The following is a 16,923-nucleotide window of genomic DNA, read 5'->3' on the forward strand; positions in this document are numbered from 1 at the left end:
CGTTCAGTTTTCAAAGAACTTGTCCGCCGCTTCAGAAGCGACTTCATCATATTAACATCTTCATTTTTCGATGTCAACTAAGTTTTTCAATTTCTTTTTTGTCGTTTTCTGCGTTTCCGCATCAGCGACGTTTATTAATATACCATCACGATTTTCAAATAACAAGTGTTTTTTATAAAAAAACAAAAAAATTATCTGCCCTACTTTCTTCTATAGAAATAACTATTATCCGTTCTACTGAAAATAGTTATTCTGATTGTATACTAATACACCCCATTCAACCAAATTGTATTTCACAATACCTTCCCAGATTTTCATTCTCTTCTATATTAAAGTTCATAATGATTTACTTCACTATAAAAAAATAGAACCTCGATATAACACTGTCAGAAAAACGAGGCAATCTCCATTAAAAAGCAACCCACATCATCACTCCACTTCCTACAAATAACAAAATCCCTAACTAAAAGTTCAGCTTAAGAATATTGTTAGAATTTTTTTACATTTAATTAATGAAAAATATCCATTTTTTGTTATATAGTAGAAAAGGACGTATTCAACTATAAATAAAGCAATGGAGGAATTATTTTATGGATAGGTTAACAAAGTTTTCATTAAAAAACCGCTCCGCCATTATCATCATGGTTTTTCTCATTTCCATACTCGGTGTTTATTCCGGCTCTAAATTACCTATGGAATTTTTGCCAAGTATCGATAATCCAGCAATCACCGTCACAACCTTATCTCAAGGACTTGACGCTGAAACGATGACAAAGGACGTAACTGACCCTCTCGAAAAACAATTTCGTAATTTGGAACATATCGACACCATCACTTCTTCTACGCACGAAGGATTATCACGCATCGACATTGCGTATACGTCCAAAGCAAATATGAAAGATGCAGCACGCGAAGTCGAAAAAGCCGTCAATACAATTAAATTACCTAAAGATGTAACCAAGCCCATAGTTAGTCAATTAAACACTTCTATGATTCCACTCGCTCAAATTACTATCCAGAAACAAAACGGTTTTTCAAAAGCTGATGAAAAACAAATTGAAAAAGAAGTCATACCACAACTTGAAAGTATTGATGGTGTTGCCAATGTTATGTTTTTCGGAAAATCAACCTCTGAATTATCTATCGTACTTGACCCGAATCTATTAAAAAACAAAAACGTAACATCACAGCAAGTATTAACTGTTTTACAAGGAAAAGAAACTTCTACTCCAGCTGGAGCGATTACTATTAATCAGGAAGAATACAACCTTCGCGTCATTGGGGACATAAAAAATGAAAATGACATTAAGAACATCACTGTAGCACCTCAAGTGAAATTACAAGACATTGCTCAAATTGAACTCAAACAACACTACGATACAATTTCACATGTAAACGGAGAAGAAGGCACAGGATTAATCATCATGAAAGAACCAAGTAAAAATGCAGTTGCAATCGGAAAAGAGATTGATAAAAAAGTTAAAGAGATAAATAAGCAATATAAAGAGCAATTTTCTATTAAACTTTTAGCCTCAACCCATGAACAAGTTGAAAATGCTGTTACTAGCATGGGAAAGGAAGTAATCCTTGGAGCAATCGCTGCAACTCTAATTATCTTAATCTTTTTACGTAACTTCCGAACAACACTCATCGCCGTTGTCAGTATCCCATTATCTATTTTCTTAACACTCTTTTTACTACATCAATCTAACATCACACTTAACATTTTAACCCTTGGTGGTTTAGCTGTTGCGGTTGGACGTCTCGTCGATGATAGTATCGTTGTCATCGAGAATATTTTCCGCCGTTTACAAAAAGATTCTTTCTCTAAAGATATCATTCTCGATGCAACGAAAGAAGTCGCCGTCGCAATTACTTCTTCTACTTTAACAACGGTCGCTGTTTTTTTACCTATCGGCCTCGTATCAGGGGCAATCGGAAAATTAATGTTACCTATGGTATTAGCAGTTGTATATTCTATTCTATCGTCCTTAATCGTTGCACTAACAGTTGTTCCACTTATGGCTTTTTTACTACTCAAAAAAACAAAGCATCGAAAACCAAGTTCTTCACCAAGATATATCGCTACGTTAAAGTGGGCTCTTTCTCATAAATTCATTATTCTACTTACTGCCTTTTTATTATTTGTAGGATCAATCGCAGCCTATATATTACTACCGAAAGCAAACATAAAATCGGAAGACGACACAATGCTATCTATTAACATGACATTTCCAGCCGATTATAATGCTGAAGTTCAAAAACAAAAAGCATTTGATTTCGAAAAGAAACTACTTTCTAATTCAGATGTAACAGACGTTATTTTACGAATGGGATCTAGCGCAGAAGATGCACAATGGGGGCAAACAACAAAAAATAACCTTGCCAGTATATTTGTAGTCTTCAAAAAAGGTTCTGATATCGATCAATATATTAAAGAGTTAAAAAAAGAAAATAAAACTTTTGAGCCTGCTGAACTGGATTATATAAAAACAAGTTATTCCAGCTCTGGCGGCGGAAACAATTTACAATTTAACGTAACAGCTACTAACGAAGCGAATTTAAAAGAGGCGGCTATTATCGTCGAAACAAAACTAAAAAGCATGGATGATCTTTCTAAAGTAAAAACGAATTTAGAAGACTCTAAGAAAGAATGGCAAATTCATATTGATCAAACAAAGGCTGAACAACTAGGCTTAACACCAGAAATAGCTGCGCAACAAGTAGCATTCCTTATGAGAAAATCACCTATTGGTGAAATTACAATTAATAATGACAAAACTACTATTATGATAGAACACAAAAAGGAAAACATTAATAAACAAGAAGATATTTTAAACACAAACATACTATCACCTATTAATGGACCAATTCCTTTAAAAGACATCGCAACTATTTCAGAAAAACAAACACAAACAGAAATTTTCCATAAAGACGGAAAAGAAACAATTCAAATTACCGCCGAAGCTTCAAATGAAGATTTAAGTAAGGTAAACACAGAAGTAAATAAAGCGATAAATGACTTAGATTTACCTAGCGGTGCAAAAGTAAATATCGCAGGAGCTACTGAATCTATGCAAGAGAATTTTACAGATTTATTCAAAATTATGGGGATTGCAATCGGGATTGTATATTTAATTATGGTTATCACCTTCGGGCAAGCACGCGCTCCTTTTGCAATCTTATTCTCCCTGCCATTAGCTGCTGTCGGTGGTATTTTAGGATTAATCATTTCACGAACACCTGTTGATGTAAATTCCTTAATTGGTGCATTAATGTTAATCGGGATTGTCGTTACAAACGCTATTGTATTAATAGAAAGAGTCCAACAAAATCGGGAACACGGACTGGAAACGAGAGAAGCCTTACTTGAAGCAGGTTCTACTAGACTACGTCCAATTATTATGACGGCTATAACAACAATCGTCGCTATGCTACCACTCTTATTCGGTCAATCGCAAGCAGGAAGTATGGTATCAAAAAGTTTGGCAGTCGTTGTCATCGGTGGTTTAGCAGTTTCAACTGTTCTTACATTAGTAGTCGTTCCAGTTATGTATGAACTATTAGATAAAATCGGGAGAAAAAGGCGCTCCCGTAGAAAAATAAACACTTCTACAGAAACACCTGATATTTAAAACCAAAAGGCGTTATCTTCACGAATGAAGATAACGCCTTTTCTCTATCTACTCATATACTCTATCATGTTTTCCGCATACCGCTCTAGAGGTTCACTAGAATCCACAATAAGGTATTCACTATTTAAAGGTCTCTTACTACCATTTAACCACTTTTTAAAACCTACTTCCGACTCTACTTTTTCAATTTGACTGATCATACGCTTACGTGTTCGCAATCTCATATTAATCTCTTCCATATCATTAAGATAACACTCAATATATTTATATTTCACACCATGTTTATTTGATAATTTAATACCTTTTTCAACCATTCCCTCATATAAACACGGACTATCCAATATAACACTATGCCCTTGTTCCAAATAAGAATCAATCAATGCCCATTCAGCATCATATGCAAGTCCACCAACAATCGTTGATTCAATACCTTTCACTTCTAGTGATTTTAACAATGCTAATTTCAAAACGTCATGATCTACAATTATCGCACCTGTTAACTTCGCTATATACTTAGAAACTGTGGATTTTCCCGCCCCTGGAAAACCTGACATTTGCAGAAAAAACAAATTAAATCCACTCCCTCATTTTCACCTCTTTATCTATATAACGAATTACAAATTCAACAATCGCTACACCTTTTCCTTCTATATTAAAATGCAAAAAGAACCCTCTACTTATAAATAGAGAGTTCTCCTTTGTAACTTATGCCGCTTTTATCTTCTTCGTCGTTTTACTTTTTCTTTTCGTTCCTGTAAAGCGTTTATGCAATACAGATGCTATCAAGCGTGAAATGACATTGAATAGTAATACCATAATAATTAATACAGCTGCAGATTTCGTCGCAATCAACTTCGCATCTGGAATAAACCCTTCAGAATTTAACTTCCAAATATGAACCGCTAACGTTTCAGCTGGTCTAAACGGATTTAGAGGATGCGCAGGACTCGAGAAGTCCGCTGCTGAATTTAAAATCGGGGATGTTAAACCCGCTGTGTAAATTAATGCTGCCGCTTCCCCGAATATACGACCCGCCGCTAAAATAATACCTGTAATAATTTGCGGTAATGACGATGGGATAATAATACGAGCAATCGTTTGCCACTTTGTTGCACCTAATCCAAGACTTGCCTCTTTTACATTATGAGGCACCTCTGAAATAGCATTTTCACAAACACGTGTTAAACCTGGTAAGTTTAAAATAGTTAAAGCAAGAGCACCACCCATTACTGTGTATCCCCAGCCTGTCATTGTAACGAACACTAACAAACCGAATAAACCAACAACAATAGAAGGTAAAGACGCCATTGTCTCAATGCATAAACGAACAAAATTCAAAAAGCGCCCTTGTTTTGCATACTCCGCTAAATATATTCCAGCACCTAATCCAAGAGGAATAGATATAATAAGCGTTATAACAAGCATGTAGAAGGAATTGAATAACTGCGGACCAATCCCACCACCAGCTCTGGTGTTACTTGGTTCGCCAAACAAGAAATTAGGATCCCAAAATCCCCATCCTTTTTGTAAAATTTCAAACACTAAGAACACTAGCAGAGCTACGACCAAAGCCGCAACCGCATAAAAGATACCCGTCCAAACTTTATTTACCGTTCTTGCATTCATTATTATCGCTCACCTCTTTGCCCAATCGCTCGAATTACTAAAATAAATAGGAATGAAATAACAAGTAAAATCATCGCTAAAGTCCATAGCGCATTATTCCAAGCAGTTCCGTTCAATGTATTTGTCATGTCCATTGTCAAAATACCAGTTAACGTTGCTGTCGGGCTATATATTCCTTCTGGTAATTTAATCGTATTCCCGATTACCATTTGAACGGCTAGTGCTTCACCAAAAGCACGCGCTAAACCTAAAACAACACCTGTTAAAATTCCTTTTTTCGCAGCAGGAACAATCACCCGGCTAATTGCTTGCCATTTCGTTGATCCTAGACCATAAGAAGCTTCTAAATAATCAAATGGAACAGAGCGTATTGCATCAGAAGCGATACTAGCAATAGTAGGTAAAATCATAATACTTAATACAACAATACCCGCAATTAAACTAAAGCCCACTCCCCCAAACGAATCACGTAATAGCGGAACTAAAATGGTAACCCCTAATAATCCGTATACTACTGACGGAATACCAACTAATAATTCTAAAACAGGCTTCAATACTTTATTTCCAAACTTCGGCGAAATTAAATTCATGAATATAGCCAGAGCTATAGCAATTGGTGCACTAATAATAACCGCACCTAACGAAACCACTGTTGAACCCACAATAAAAATTAAAGCCCCAAAGGATCCTTGATCAGCATTTGGATTCCATTTTGTCGATGTTAACATCTCAGTAAACGAGATACCACTTTGTGTAAAAGATTGAATTCCTTTACCACAAATAAATGCAATAATAGCTAATGTAATTAAAACAATAAAAATACCACAAAACGTAACAAGTGATCTTCCTATATATTCACTTTTTACGTAATTAATTTGTTTTTTCCCCTTCATCACAGGACAGACCCCACTTCACAGATTGAAATGAACAGGACTGGCCTTGCAGCCAGCCCCATAGATTTGATTACTTATTTAATTTAGACATTGGAATGTAACCCATATCTTCTACTTGCTTTTCAAAGTCTTTACCTTTTACATAATCGATGTAAGCTTTTGTTGCTTCTTTCGCTTCACCTTTTGTCACCATATACTCGTAAGACCAGAATGGATATTTACCAGACGAAATATTTTCAACTTTCGGTTCAGCACCATCAATTTTCACCGTTTGTAGTGCACCTTTTTTATCGCCAACCATGTAAGACATCGCTAAATAACTTACTGAACCTGGAGTAGAATTGATAGCTTGCTCTACTGCACCGTTAGAATCTTGTGTTGTACCAGTTCCATCATTAATTTTCGCGTCTTTCATAACCGTTTTTTCGAATGTAGCACGTGTACCAGATGAAGCCGGACGATTGATTACGTTGATTTTTTCATCTTTTCCGCCTACTTCTTTCCAGTTTGTTACTTTTCCAGTGAAGATATCTTGTACTTGTTGTACTGTTAAGTTATCAACTTTTACATCTTTATTTACGACAAGAGCGAATGCAATACCCGCTACCTTGTTATCTACTAATTCTTTCGCCTTTTCAGCATCTTTTATTTTATCTCCGGACGGAACATCTGAATTACCAATTTGTACTGCACCAGATGCTACTTGGTTAATCCCAGTTCCACTACCGCCACCTTGAACTTGAATAGAAACTTTTGAATTTTTCTCCATGAATTTCTTTCCAGCTTCCTCCGCAAGAGGTAGAAGAGCTGTAGAACCAGCCGCTGCAATCGTACCTGATAATTCTTGTTTTGTATTATCGCTTCCTTTAGCAGTTTCTTTACTAGTTGTATCTTCTGCTTTTCCACACCCAACTAATGCTCCTGCTACCACTAAAGCTGCTAAAGAAAATTTAATACCTTTTTTCATAATCATGTCTTGTACCCCCATTTGGATTATCACTTTTCGAATTCATTTTATTTCGAACACAAATTCATTGTAGGACAACAATATTATGTGAGTGTTAAGCAATTTTTAATTTTAAGTAAATGACGATAATAATCCTTAAAAGCTAGGAATACCAAGTTTTATAGTTAAAGAAGCCAACAAATGCCACACTAATTAAGCTGTAATGTAAATTTATTCTTAACAATGTAAATCCATTGTAAATATTTTTCTCCCTTTTCCTCTTTTAATTAAAAATACATTTACAATTACACCATATTTCTTAACTTTTACATCCCTTACTTTCTTTACATTAAAAGAATTTCAGTAATATTTTTTAGTACAACTAAATAAATTGGAACAATTCTAAAAATAAATGAATATTTTTAAAGTACTAATTGACAGCATCATCCAATGTGTTCTAATATATTACTAACAAAAAGTTTACCTTAGGAAACTTTTTAAACTTAAACTAACAATATAGAGATGAGGTAACTTTTATGGTATCGGCTAATATAAAACCACTTTCCGAATTTAAAACAGGGGAGTTTGTACAAATTGAGAAGATACAATTAGAAGGAACTATGAAACGACGTTTATTAGATTTGGGATTTATCCCCGGAGCAACGATTAAAGTATTGCAACGCAGTCCACTTGGAGATCCGGTCGCTTATCAAGTGAGCAACACAACTATTGCACTGCGAAAAGAAGAAAGTTCCCTTATTTTCGGGGTATTAATAGGAGATGATTTCAGATGAGCAAACATCGTATTGCTTTAGCTGGCAACCCAAATACCGGGAAAAGTACATTATTTAATACTTTGACAGGTTTAAAACAACATACTGGAAATTGGACGGGAAAAACTGTTTTAAAAGCTGAAGGAGAATATGAACATAACGGAAGTATTTATACATTAATAGATTTACCTGGAACTTACTCACTATATTCAAATTCCGCGGACGAAGAAGTGGCGAGGGATTATATTATATTTGAAAAACCAGAAGTAACTGTAGTTGTCATAGACGCAACTGCTATGGAAAGAAATTTAAATTTAGCACTCCAAGTGATGGAAATGACAAACAATGTAGTCATTTGCATTAACTTAATTGATGAAGCCGAGAAAAAAGGTATTGTTATTGATGAAAAGAAATTAGCAAAATCACTTGGTGTACCTGTAGTTAAAATTTCAGCACGTAACCGAGTAGGCATTGGTCATTTGCTAAATGTCATTGCGAAAGTAGCAAATAAAAAACTAATTCCAACACCAATTAAAATTACTTACAGCCAAAAAATCGAAAATATGATTCAGGAATTAGAACCACAAATTTATAAAGTGTTCGGTGATACGTATCCAGCACGTTGGATTGCGTTACGTATATTAGATGGAGATAAAAATTTCTTAACTACACTTCAAAAACACCATAATGAACCACTTGTAAGGGAGGTCGTAATTAATGGAATCTCACTCAGCCAGTAAAGCTCTTCCATTAGACTATATTATTCAACATGCACAAGCACTCTCAAAAGAAGATATACGAGATGATATTGTCGGAGATATTTATCGAACATCTGCAAGCATATGTAAAGAATCTGTTCAATATACAAATACCGATAAATTATATCGTTCCGAAAAACTAGATAAAGTTTTCACATCTCCAATCTGGGGATTCCCAATTATGCTCGGTATTTTATCTATTATTTTTTATCTTACAATTGCAGGCGCTAACGTACCATCTGATATGATTGCCGAATTCTTCGGATGGGCCGAAGGATATTTAACATCTTGGTTCCAAGCAGCGCATGCACCTGAATGGTTACATGGCATTTTAATACTTGGTTTATTCCGTGGTATCGGTGCTGTTATTAGCGTTATGTTACCACCTATGGCAATCTTTTTCCCTATGTTCGCACTATTAGAAAATTACGGATACTTACCACGTGTCGCGTTTAATATGGACCGCTTATTCAAACGATCTGGTGCACATGGTAAACAATCTTTAACAATGGCAATGGGATTTGGTTGTAATGCAGCAGCCATTATGTCAACACGTATCATTGAATCACCACGTGAACGTATGTTAGCAATCTTAACGAACAACTTCGTCCCTTGTAACGGTCGCTGGCCTATGTTAATTTTAATGGCTTCACTATTTATGGCCGCTGGTTATACAGGCAGTATGCAAACATTGGTTACTGCTGGTGTTGTAGTTGGAATGGTTGTAATTGGTGTTATTATGACATTAACCGTTTCTTGGGTACTATCAAAAACAGCTTTAAAAGGCGTTCCGACTCACTACACACTTGAGTTACCACCATACCGCAAGCCAAAAGTTTGGAATACAATCGTTCGCGCAACACTCGATAAATCAATCTATGTTTTAAAACGAGCTATAGTTGTAGCTGCCCCTGCGGCTGCATTAACTTGGTTACTTGCTAACATTTTTATCGGTGACACAAGCTTACTTATGTATTTTGTAAACTTCCTAGATCCATTCGCTAAAATGTTAGGACTTGACGGGTTTATTCTAGCTGCATTCATTCTTGGACTACCAGCTAATGAAATTGTAATCCCAATTTTATTAATGTCTTACTTATCAACTGGGGCTTTAACTGAAATAGATGATTTTAATCAAATTAAAAATCTATTCCTAGAAAATGGTTGGACTTGGTTAACAGCGTTAAACACAATGTTGTTCTCACTTCTTCATTTCCCGTGTGGAACAACACTGGTTAACATATATAAAGAAACAAAAAGTGCAAAATGGACATTCTTATCGTTTGCAATCCCTACCGTTATCGCCATTGTTGTTACATTCCTCTCTACACAACTGGTACATTGGTTAGGGCTTGTATAAAGCAAAGCATACATAGAAGGTATCCCCCTTCACATTTGCTTTGCGCGAAAGAAACCTGAAAATTATTCAGGTTTCTTTTTTTCTTTCCATGGCTGCGCTCCATATGTTGAAATTTTTTTATGAATGAAATATATAGCCCCCGGAAGAACCGCCATTAATATCGTGCAACTAATTCCTAATCCAGTAAACAACTTACATCACCTTATTTCACTCTTTTCGGTAAAGCTGAACCTGAATGCTCAATCGTCGGATGAACATGAACAGTAATTTCAGTATTACTAAAATAATTCTGGCCTTGATCCCAATTCTTACTTATTTTTTTCCACTCTTTATAATTATGCCGCTTATATACTTCTCCTAATGCTAATACATCTACTTTATATTTTTTCTGCACGAGCTTAATCGATTTTTGGATACGCTTCTCCATTTCCTCCGCGATGTTTTTCTTTAATCGCTTTTCATTCATAATTTGTTTATGATCACTAAAATGCAACTCAGCCAATGTCCCTTCCAAATATAAGTGAATATCGAATTTCGGTTTAGTAACATTCTCTGTAGACACTTTAATCTTTCGGCGCATCTTATGAATTTCATATGTAATAAGTTGACTCTTTTTACGTATAGTAAAAAAACCTCCAATTTTTTTACCTATTACATAGTTCATTCCTAATGTCTCTTCCCCACTCAAACTGCCTACACACTTATTATCCTTTCCGCGAAACAACGCTGCACCGTTCATTTGTACCCCTTGTTTTGTTAGTTCGAGAATGGGTAATACGAAACTTTGATTGGAAATCATCTTTTCCTGAACTTCACCAATTCTTGCAGCCTCAATCATTTGGGCATTTTTCGGAGGATGTTCAGCTAACATATCAATATACTGCGCCGGTAAATTTTCAGGCTTGGCACTTTGTTTTAAAATAGCTTCTGCATTTTTCTTAGAAACGAACAAACGAATATTTCTTCTCATCTCATGATCGCGAATATATACATCTAACGTATTTTGTAAAACATATGGATTGGCTAGTAAATCTTTAGAAAAAATTATTACCTGTATATGCGGAAAGAATAGTGAGCGACTAATTTTTTTGGCGATAATTCGTATTTGCTCAAAGACACTATCTGCCTTCGCACTCACATTAATATAATTTTCGCTATCCCCACCACCTTGTCCACCTTGTTGCGCTAACTTACTGGGAAGTACCATCTGATACGTCCCTTTCATAATTGGATTCGATTGTTTTTTCTTCACAATATCATATGCTGCACCTACTACAAATCCTCTTTCTTCTATTTCTTCTAGCTCAGAGCATCCACTTATAGATCCCACTAAAACCATAAGCATTATAATTTTAAGAAGGTGTTTCATTTCTACCATTCCTTCTTTTTATTTTATATACAATAAAAACCAACAAAGGCGCTAACACGACAAAACCCATATCTATCCAAGCTAAATAAGTCCCATAACTTGACAAAGCATTCAAACTATTAGGTATCATATTCACCATAAAGATAATCGGGGCACTTACAAAAATGAAAATATGTTTCTTCACTTTTGGAAACATAGCACAAAATAATAAAGATGCGACGTCATAATACATTGCAGTAGTGTTATAAATAGTAATAATCCAAGTAGTAAAAAAAATCGCATCAAATCTTTCTAAAAATCCTCCTCCAATTTCAATTTCTTTCCCTAGTTCAATTGTTGGATATGTCAATCCACGGGTTGTCATATATGTAAAAACACTAATACAAGTCATATAAATTAAAATGTATGACAACACGTTTACTATCACCGCTTTTGCAACTGCCATTGGCGCTTTTTTCGCTGTCTTATCATTCAGTAACACCGCATAAAATAAAGCTACCTCAAATCCAATAAACGTAAAGATAGAATTTTTAACACCAACTGCATATTGACTAATATTCGTTTGCAAAGCTGGTAGTAAATTATTTATTTCCATTAAGTTTATATTCAATAAAGAAAGAAGCACTATCGCAATTAAAACAATAGGTAAGAATATAACATTTAACCTTAACAAGGCCGCTCTTGATCCTGCTATTCCATAAATAACAACTAATAAGAAGAAGAAAGACAGTAGTTGTATTGGTGTATCACTAAATAAATACGTTTGGGAAATGACTGAAATCATCCGCGATTCATATGCTGTTAAAGCAGCAAACGTTAATACTAAAATGCTACTAATTGTGTATGCAACGGGCTTTGTCAAATGCGCACTTGTATATTGAACAAAGTTTTGTTTTGGGAATAAAATAGCTACCCTCGTTACAAACCAACCTAAAATTGCACATACCAATCCACCCAAAAGCAAAATAATCCAACCGTCCGAAAATAAAGTTTGGTTAGCGATATCTCTTGGCATAGATAATGCCCCTATACCAATAATTGTTGACGATACCGCAAATCCAATTTCCCGAGATCCAATCTCTTCATCGCCATACTCAAATGGTTTCAATTATTTCCGCTCCTTTGGACGTATTGTAGAATCTTTTGTTTGTAAATATTCCGGTCTCTCTTTCAACATTGATTTTGGCAGACGAATAAGCTCTTCTTTCCAATCTTTATAAAATGCTGGAGCAATAGGCGTTGTATAAGGGATACCAACACTCTTTAAATTCGTAATATGAATCGCAAGTGAAATAAGAGCTAAAATGATTCCGTACAATCCAAAAGCAGTTGCTGCTAATACAAAGACGAAAAGTAAAATTCGAAACGTAATCGTGATGCTATACACCGGAAGTGAAAATGTAGCAATTGCAGTTACTGCAATAATAATAACTAAAAATGGGTTTACAATTCCTGCATTCACCGCTGCTTCCCCAATTACAAGACCGCCTACAATCCCAATTGTTTGTCCCATCGGTTTTGGCAATCTAATTCCAGCTTCTCGTATTAACTCCATCGTTAATGCCATCATTAATGTTTCAATATATGCAGGAAACGGAACACCCTCTCTTGCACCAGCAATTGAATAAGCCAATTTAGATGGAATAAGTCCTTGGTGATACGAGACAAGTGCTACATACATAGCTGGCAGCAAAATTGCCATTATACCGGACATCATCCGCAAAAATCTCAATAAAGTTCCAATCACCCAACGCTCATAATGATCTTCGACAGACTGAAAGATATCAACAAACACTAGTGGTGCAATAAGAGCAAACGGTGATCCATCCACCAAAATAGCTGCCTTTCCCTTCGCTAATGAGGCCACTATACTATCTGGTCTTTCCGTATTCAAAAACTGCGGAAACGGTGACAAATTATTATCTTGAATTAATTGCTCAATCGTACCCGTCTCAAAAACAACATCTGTCACTATTGACTGAAGACGCCGATCCAACTCTTTTACAATGTAAGGATTAATAATATCCTCTATATATACTAGGGTTACCTCTTTCTGCGATCGCTCTCCCATAATATAAGATTGAAACCGTAACTTCGGATCACGTAAACCACGCCGAATTAACATTTTATTCACATTAATGTCTTCATTTAATCCAACTCTCGGCCCACGTATTAAATCTTCCGTCACTGGAGGCTCTAAACTTCTTTTCTCCCAGGCTCTACTATTAACAACTATAGCAGTTTGAATATTATCGATTATTATCACTGTATCTCCGGCTAAGATTGCATTCATAATATCTGGGAATGTCGTCTTCACACCCACTTCTGCAATAGAAATAAAACGATCCAATAAAATTTGTACAACTGCTGCTTCATTTGAAACTTCTTCATATTGCAGTGTACGAACGACATATTTATAAACATTATCCTTATCTGTTAATCCACATAAAAAAACAACCGCACAACGTGTAAAACTCCCAGCAAGAGCAACTTCTCTAATTGTTAAATCATTAGGTGACCCTAACTCATCCCTAATTTCCTTCATAACTTCAAATAAATTACCTTCAAGCTCTAACAATTTCCCCCACCTAACTTCCTTTTCAACAAGTTTTTAGTTAGATTCCGCTAATAGAAGAAAATATATACAAAAAAGAGCTATCTCTTTTCAAAGATAGCTCTAATACACGAATTACTTTTCTACTATTATATTGTCATTCTTTACGGATACACTTTTCGTAAACCCACTCACTACAAACATCACCATTATATTCATTAACAATGCGACTATACCTACATTTAAATCTTTTATAGACTGTGGAAAACTTGGAAACATCGTAGCTATAGTAGAACCTGATAAAGTGATATACGCAACAACTAATAATCCCATTCCCATTCCTGCAATCGCCCCTTGCTTCGTAATAATCTGGCGCGGAAACAAACTACAAACAAGTGCAGGGAAAAGTTGTGTAACAATACTGTATCCCATTAAAAGAAGAGCTCCTATTGTTTCTCCTCCTTTAAATGTAAATAAAACTGCTACGAGCGTTACTACAGGTACAAATAACTTTGCGGCTTTCGCAACTTGTCTATCTGAAGAAGATGGAAGGATTGTTCGATAAATATTTTTCGCTAACAATGTAGAAGCCGCCATAACAAGCATAGATCCTGGAACTAATGCCGTTAATACTCCCGCACTACCAATAATTCCAATAAACCATGGATCAAAAGTTTGTAAAGCAAGACGGAATAACGAAAGATCTACATCCGCTCCTTTTAACCCAGGAACTTGTAGTATAGCAGCAAACCCTGCAAAAAATACAAAAAGTAAGACTAGAGAATACAGCGGCATAATTGCTGCATTTTTACGAAATACTTTTTCATTTTTTGCAGAAAAAGCAGAAGCAAATGTATGGGGCCACATATAGAAACCGAGGGCCGTTAATATAATAGTAGAAACAAACCAAGAAATACTCATTCCTTCTTCAGGTAAAGATAAAAAACCTGGTTTCGCTGCTTCTACAGCTTCGAACATCGGCTGAAACCCTCCATAATAGTGATACGGTAAATATATACCTAAAAACATAACAATAAATAGTATCATAATATCCTTTAAAGCGGCCGTCCAAGCCGAACCGTGTATACCTGAAACCATTACATATATAGTTATAACAATAGCACCGATCCATACTGCAACAACAGGTGACACCCTTCCGTAAGAAGCTTCTGAAACGATAATTCCCAGTCCCTTTAACTGTAAAACAAGATATGGAATGATGGAAACAACACCAACAATTGAAACAATAAGTCCAAGCGCTTTACTTCTATATTTCTTTGCAAAAAAATCCGACTGCGAAACAAGGTTATGCTCTTTCGCATACTTCCAGATTGGTGGTAATAAAAAATACGATAAAAGATAAGCTAAAGCGCCATATCCTAAAATATAAAAAGTAGGTGCTCCTTTACTATACGCCCAGCCACTTCCTCCCAAAAATGTAAACGTCGTATAAATTTCACCTGCCATAAGGAGAAAAACAAAAATAGTGCCAAATCCTCTTCCCCCAACTGACCATTGCTCTAAATTCATATCTTTTCCATGTTGTGCCCGAATCCCCAAAAATAGTGCGAGAAACAAAAATAAAATAATGATAAGTAATGCCGTCATTTTACATCCCCCTTATTAGCAGGATCAAATACGTACACAATTCCCATACAAAGAGACGTAATAAACACTGATAATAATACCCAAAATAATAAAAACGGCATCCCTAATACGTAAGGAGTAACTGAATTCGCAAATATTGGCCCAACTACTAAACAAAGAACTGGAATAAGCGCTAGTACGTGTATTTTCTTCATCTCATTCTCCTTTACTTATAAAATTCATAATGGATGATACAAAGACTTCCACTCCAATTGGTAATGCATCTTCGTCAATCGTAAAACGAGGGTGATGATGAGGATATATAATACCTTTCTCTTTATTTCCTGCTCCGATAAAAAAGAATGTCCCTGGCGCCTTCTGTAAAAACGCTGAAAAATCTTCCCCAGCCATCGTCGGCTGTAAACGAACAACTCTCTCTCTTCCATAAAGCTGTAGTGCCGTCTGTTCAATAAGCTCTGTAACTTCATAGTCATTTACAACTGGTCGATATCCATATTCATAAGAAAACGTATATTTCGCTCCGTAAGATTCTGTAATATGCTTCACAATCCGCTTAATTTTCTCTTCTGTTTCACCTCGTAATTCATGTCTTAAACTTCTCACTGTCCCTTCAATCTCCGCTTGCTCTGGTATTACATTATGAGTTGTCCCCGCATGAAATTGTGTAACAGATATTACGAGAGGATCTAATGGATTCGTGAGGCGAGATACAATTTGTTGAATATGCGAAACGACTTGTGTTCCGATTGCAATACTATCCACTGTTTCATGAGGAATTCCAGCATGTCCACCTTTTCCCTCTATTGTAATTTTAAAAACATCCGGTGCAGCCATTGCCGGACCATACGTCACACCAATTTTCCCCGTTTCTAACGCAGCCCAAAGATGCGCACCGATAATGTAATCCACACCTTCCATTACCCCTGCCGCAACCATTTCTTCTGCACCACCAGGGAAATTTTCTTCTGCATGCTGAAACAGAAAGCGAATCTCCCCTTTAACTTTCTCTCTTTCTTCCACTAACTTATGTACAACTCCAAGTAATATCGCCATATGTCCATCATGACCGCACGCGTGCATCACACCTTTATATGTGGAAATAAAATCAAAATCATTTTCTTCATGAATAGGAAGAGCATCCATATCCGCACGAACCGCAATTGTTTTACCAGGATTCTTACCGATCAACTTTGCCATTACACTATATTTAGTAGGTCTTGAGACTTCTAAATGCGGGATGTTTCGAAGTATATCGAATACAAATTGAGATGTTTTTTCTTCTTGAAAAGATAACTCTGGATACTTATGAAAATGCCTTCTCCACTCAATCAATTGATTCTTTGACAAAACAAGTTCCTTTGCAACATCCATTTCTCTTCTCCCCTTCTTCACCAAGTTAAA

General features: G+C 35.8%; 15 protein-coding genes. 4 read left to right on the forward strand and 11 right to left on the reverse strand.

What is annotated here, in order from left to right; translation table 11 throughout:
- Nucleotides 1-590 precede the first annotated feature (590 nt).
- Nucleotides 591-3,635, forward strand: a complete 3,045-nt coding sequence (locus COK05_RS28505; protein ID WP_098615206.1) for an efflux RND transporter permease subunit — start codon at nucleotides 591-593, stop codon at nucleotides 3,633-3,635.
- Nucleotides 3,636-3,679: 44 nt separating this feature from the next.
- On the opposite strand, the gene COK05_RS28510 is transcribed toward COK05_RS28505, so the two are convergent.
- From COK05_RS28510 to COK05_RS28525, 4 genes are all read right to left on the reverse strand, one after another.
- Nucleotides 3,680-4,204 carry an AAA family ATPase gene (locus tag COK05_RS28510; protein ID WP_098615207.1) on the reverse strand — a complete coding sequence of 175 codons (525 nt, stop codon included), beginning with the start codon at nucleotides 4,202-4,204 and terminating at the stop codon, nucleotides 3,680-3,682.
- 136 nt (nucleotides 4,205-4,340) lie between these two features.
- Entirely contained in the window at nucleotides 4,341-5,261 is a 921-nt protein-coding gene (gene pstA / locus COK05_RS28515; RefSeq protein ID WP_098615208.1) for a phosphate ABC transporter permease PstA, read from the reverse strand.
- 2 nt (nucleotides 5,262-5,263) lie between these two features.
- Nucleotides 5,264-6,154, reverse strand: a complete 891-nt coding sequence (gene pstC, locus COK05_RS28520) for a phosphate ABC transporter permease subunit PstC (RefSeq protein WP_000676676.1) — start codon at nucleotides 6,152-6,154, stop codon at nucleotides 5,264-5,266.
- Nucleotides 6,155-6,224: 70 nt separating this feature from the next.
- Nucleotides 6,225-7,127, reverse strand: coding sequence for a phosphate ABC transporter substrate-binding protein PstS family protein (locus tag COK05_RS28525; protein WP_141539289.1), 903 nt, complete (start codon nucleotides 7,125-7,127; stop codon nucleotides 6,225-6,227).
- 509 nt (nucleotides 7,128-7,636) lie between these two features.
- Here COK05_RS28525 and COK05_RS28530 point away from each other — a divergent pair.
- Genes COK05_RS28530 through COK05_RS28540 form a run of 3 tightly spaced genes read left to right on the forward strand, consistent with a single transcriptional unit; the run spans nucleotide 7,637 to nucleotide 9,991 of the window.
- Nucleotides 7,637-7,894: a FeoA family protein gene (locus COK05_RS28530; RefSeq protein WP_000252984.1), complete on the forward strand. Its 258-nt coding sequence runs from the start codon at nucleotides 7,637-7,639 to the stop codon at nucleotides 7,892-7,894.
- Nucleotides 7,891-8,613, forward strand: coding sequence for a FeoB small GTPase domain-containing protein (locus tag COK05_RS28535; RefSeq protein WP_098615210.1), 723 nt, complete (start codon nucleotides 7,891-7,893; stop codon nucleotides 8,611-8,613). Before COK05_RS28530 ends, COK05_RS28535 begins: the two co-directional genes overlap by 4 nt.
- Nucleotides 8,591-9,991 (forward strand): nucleoside recognition domain-containing protein, encoded by a 1,401-nt coding sequence (locus COK05_RS28540; protein WP_098615211.1) that lies wholly within the window; start codon nucleotides 8,591-8,593, stop codon nucleotides 9,989-9,991. Before COK05_RS28535 ends, COK05_RS28540 begins: the two co-directional genes overlap by 23 nt.
- A gap of 62 nt (nucleotides 9,992-10,053) precedes the next feature.
- Here COK05_RS28540 and COK05_RS31940 read toward each other — a convergent pair whose 3' ends face one another.
- The 7 genes from COK05_RS31940 to COK05_RS28575 form a co-directional block, all read right to left on the reverse strand.
- Nucleotides 10,054-10,182 (reverse strand): hypothetical protein, encoded by a 129-nt coding sequence (locus COK05_RS31940; protein ID WP_098615212.1) that lies wholly within the window; start codon nucleotides 10,180-10,182, stop codon nucleotides 10,054-10,056.
- 11 nt (nucleotides 10,183-10,193) lie between these two features.
- Nucleotides 10,194-11,360, reverse strand: coding sequence for a Ger(x)C family spore germination protein (locus COK05_RS28550; protein ID WP_141539290.1), 1,167 nt, complete (start codon nucleotides 11,358-11,360; stop codon nucleotides 10,194-10,196).
- Complete coding sequence (gerLB, locus tag COK05_RS28555) at nucleotides 11,344-12,468, reverse strand: spore germination protein GerLB (RefSeq protein ID WP_098615214.1); 1,125 nt, start codon at nucleotides 12,466-12,468, stop codon at nucleotides 11,344-11,346. The genes COK05_RS28550 and gerLB overlap by 17 nt, the downstream gene beginning before the upstream one ends.
- Nucleotides 12,469-13,905, reverse strand: a complete 1,437-nt coding sequence (gene gerLA / locus COK05_RS28560) for a spore germination protein GerLA (RefSeq protein WP_098615234.1) — start codon at nucleotides 13,903-13,905, stop codon at nucleotides 12,469-12,471.
- A 144-nt stretch (nucleotides 13,906-14,049) separates the two neighbouring features.
- Entirely contained in the window at nucleotides 14,050-15,522 is a 1,473-nt protein-coding gene (locus tag COK05_RS28565; protein ID WP_098615215.1) for a sodium:solute symporter family protein, read from the reverse strand.
- Nucleotides 15,519-15,716: a DUF3311 domain-containing protein gene (locus COK05_RS28570; protein WP_098615216.1), complete on the reverse strand. Its 198-nt coding sequence runs from the start codon at nucleotides 15,714-15,716 to the stop codon at nucleotides 15,519-15,521. Before COK05_RS28570 ends, COK05_RS28565 begins: the two co-directional genes overlap by 4 nt.
- Nucleotide 15,717: 1 nt before the next feature.
- Nucleotides 15,718-16,893: an amidohydrolase gene (locus COK05_RS28575; RefSeq protein ID WP_098615217.1), complete on the reverse strand. Its 1,176-nt coding sequence runs from the start codon at nucleotides 16,891-16,893 to the stop codon at nucleotides 15,718-15,720.
- Nucleotides 16,894-16,923: the final 30 nt, after the last annotated feature.

The sequence above is a fragment of the Bacillus cereus genome, from assembly GCF_002567495.1.
Taxonomy (GTDB): Bacteria; Bacillota; Bacilli; order Bacillales; family Bacillaceae_G; genus Bacillus_A; species Bacillus_A cereus_AQ.

Coding starts and splice junctions, on each gene's coding strand:
- COK05_RS28505 (WP_098615206.1), top strand. CDS start 591: ATGGATAGGTTAACAAAGTTTTCATTAAAAAACCGCTCCGCCATTATC.
- pstA (WP_098615208.1), bottom strand. CDS start 5,261: ATGAATGCAAGAACGGTAAATAAAGTTTGGACGGGTATCTTTTATGCG.
- COK05_RS28540 (WP_098615211.1), top strand. CDS start 8,591: ATGGAATCTCACTCAGCCAGTAAAGCTCTTCCATTAGACTATATTATT.
- COK05_RS28565 (WP_098615215.1), bottom strand. CDS start 15,522: ATGACGGCATTACTTATCATTATTTTATTTTTGTTTCTCGCACTATTT.
- COK05_RS28550 (WP_141539290.1), bottom strand. CDS start 11,360: ATGAAACACCTTCTTAAAATTATAATGCTTATGGTTTTAGTGGGATCT.
- COK05_RS28525 (WP_141539289.1), bottom strand. CDS start 7,127: ATGATTATGAAAAAAGGTATTAAATTTTCTTTAGCAGCTTTAGTGGTA.
- COK05_RS28575 (WP_098615217.1), bottom strand. CDS start 16,893: ATGGATGTTGCAAAGGAACTTGTTTTGTCAAAGAATCAATTGATTGAG.
- COK05_RS28535 (WP_098615210.1), top strand. CDS start 7,891: ATGAGCAAACATCGTATTGCTTTAGCTGGCAACCCAAATACCGGGAAA.
- COK05_RS28530 (WP_000252984.1), top strand. CDS start 7,637: ATGGTATCGGCTAATATAAAACCACTTTCCGAATTTAAAACAGGGGAG.
- COK05_RS28570 (WP_098615216.1), bottom strand. CDS start 15,716: ATGAAGAAAATACACGTACTAGCGCTTATTCCAGTTCTTTGTTTAGTA.
- pstC (WP_000676676.1), bottom strand. CDS start 6,154: ATGAAGGGGAAAAAACAAATTAATTACGTAAAAAGTGAATATATAGGA.
- gerLA (WP_098615234.1), bottom strand. CDS start 13,905: ATGAAGGAAATTAGGGATGAGTTAGGGTCACCTAATGATTTAACAATT.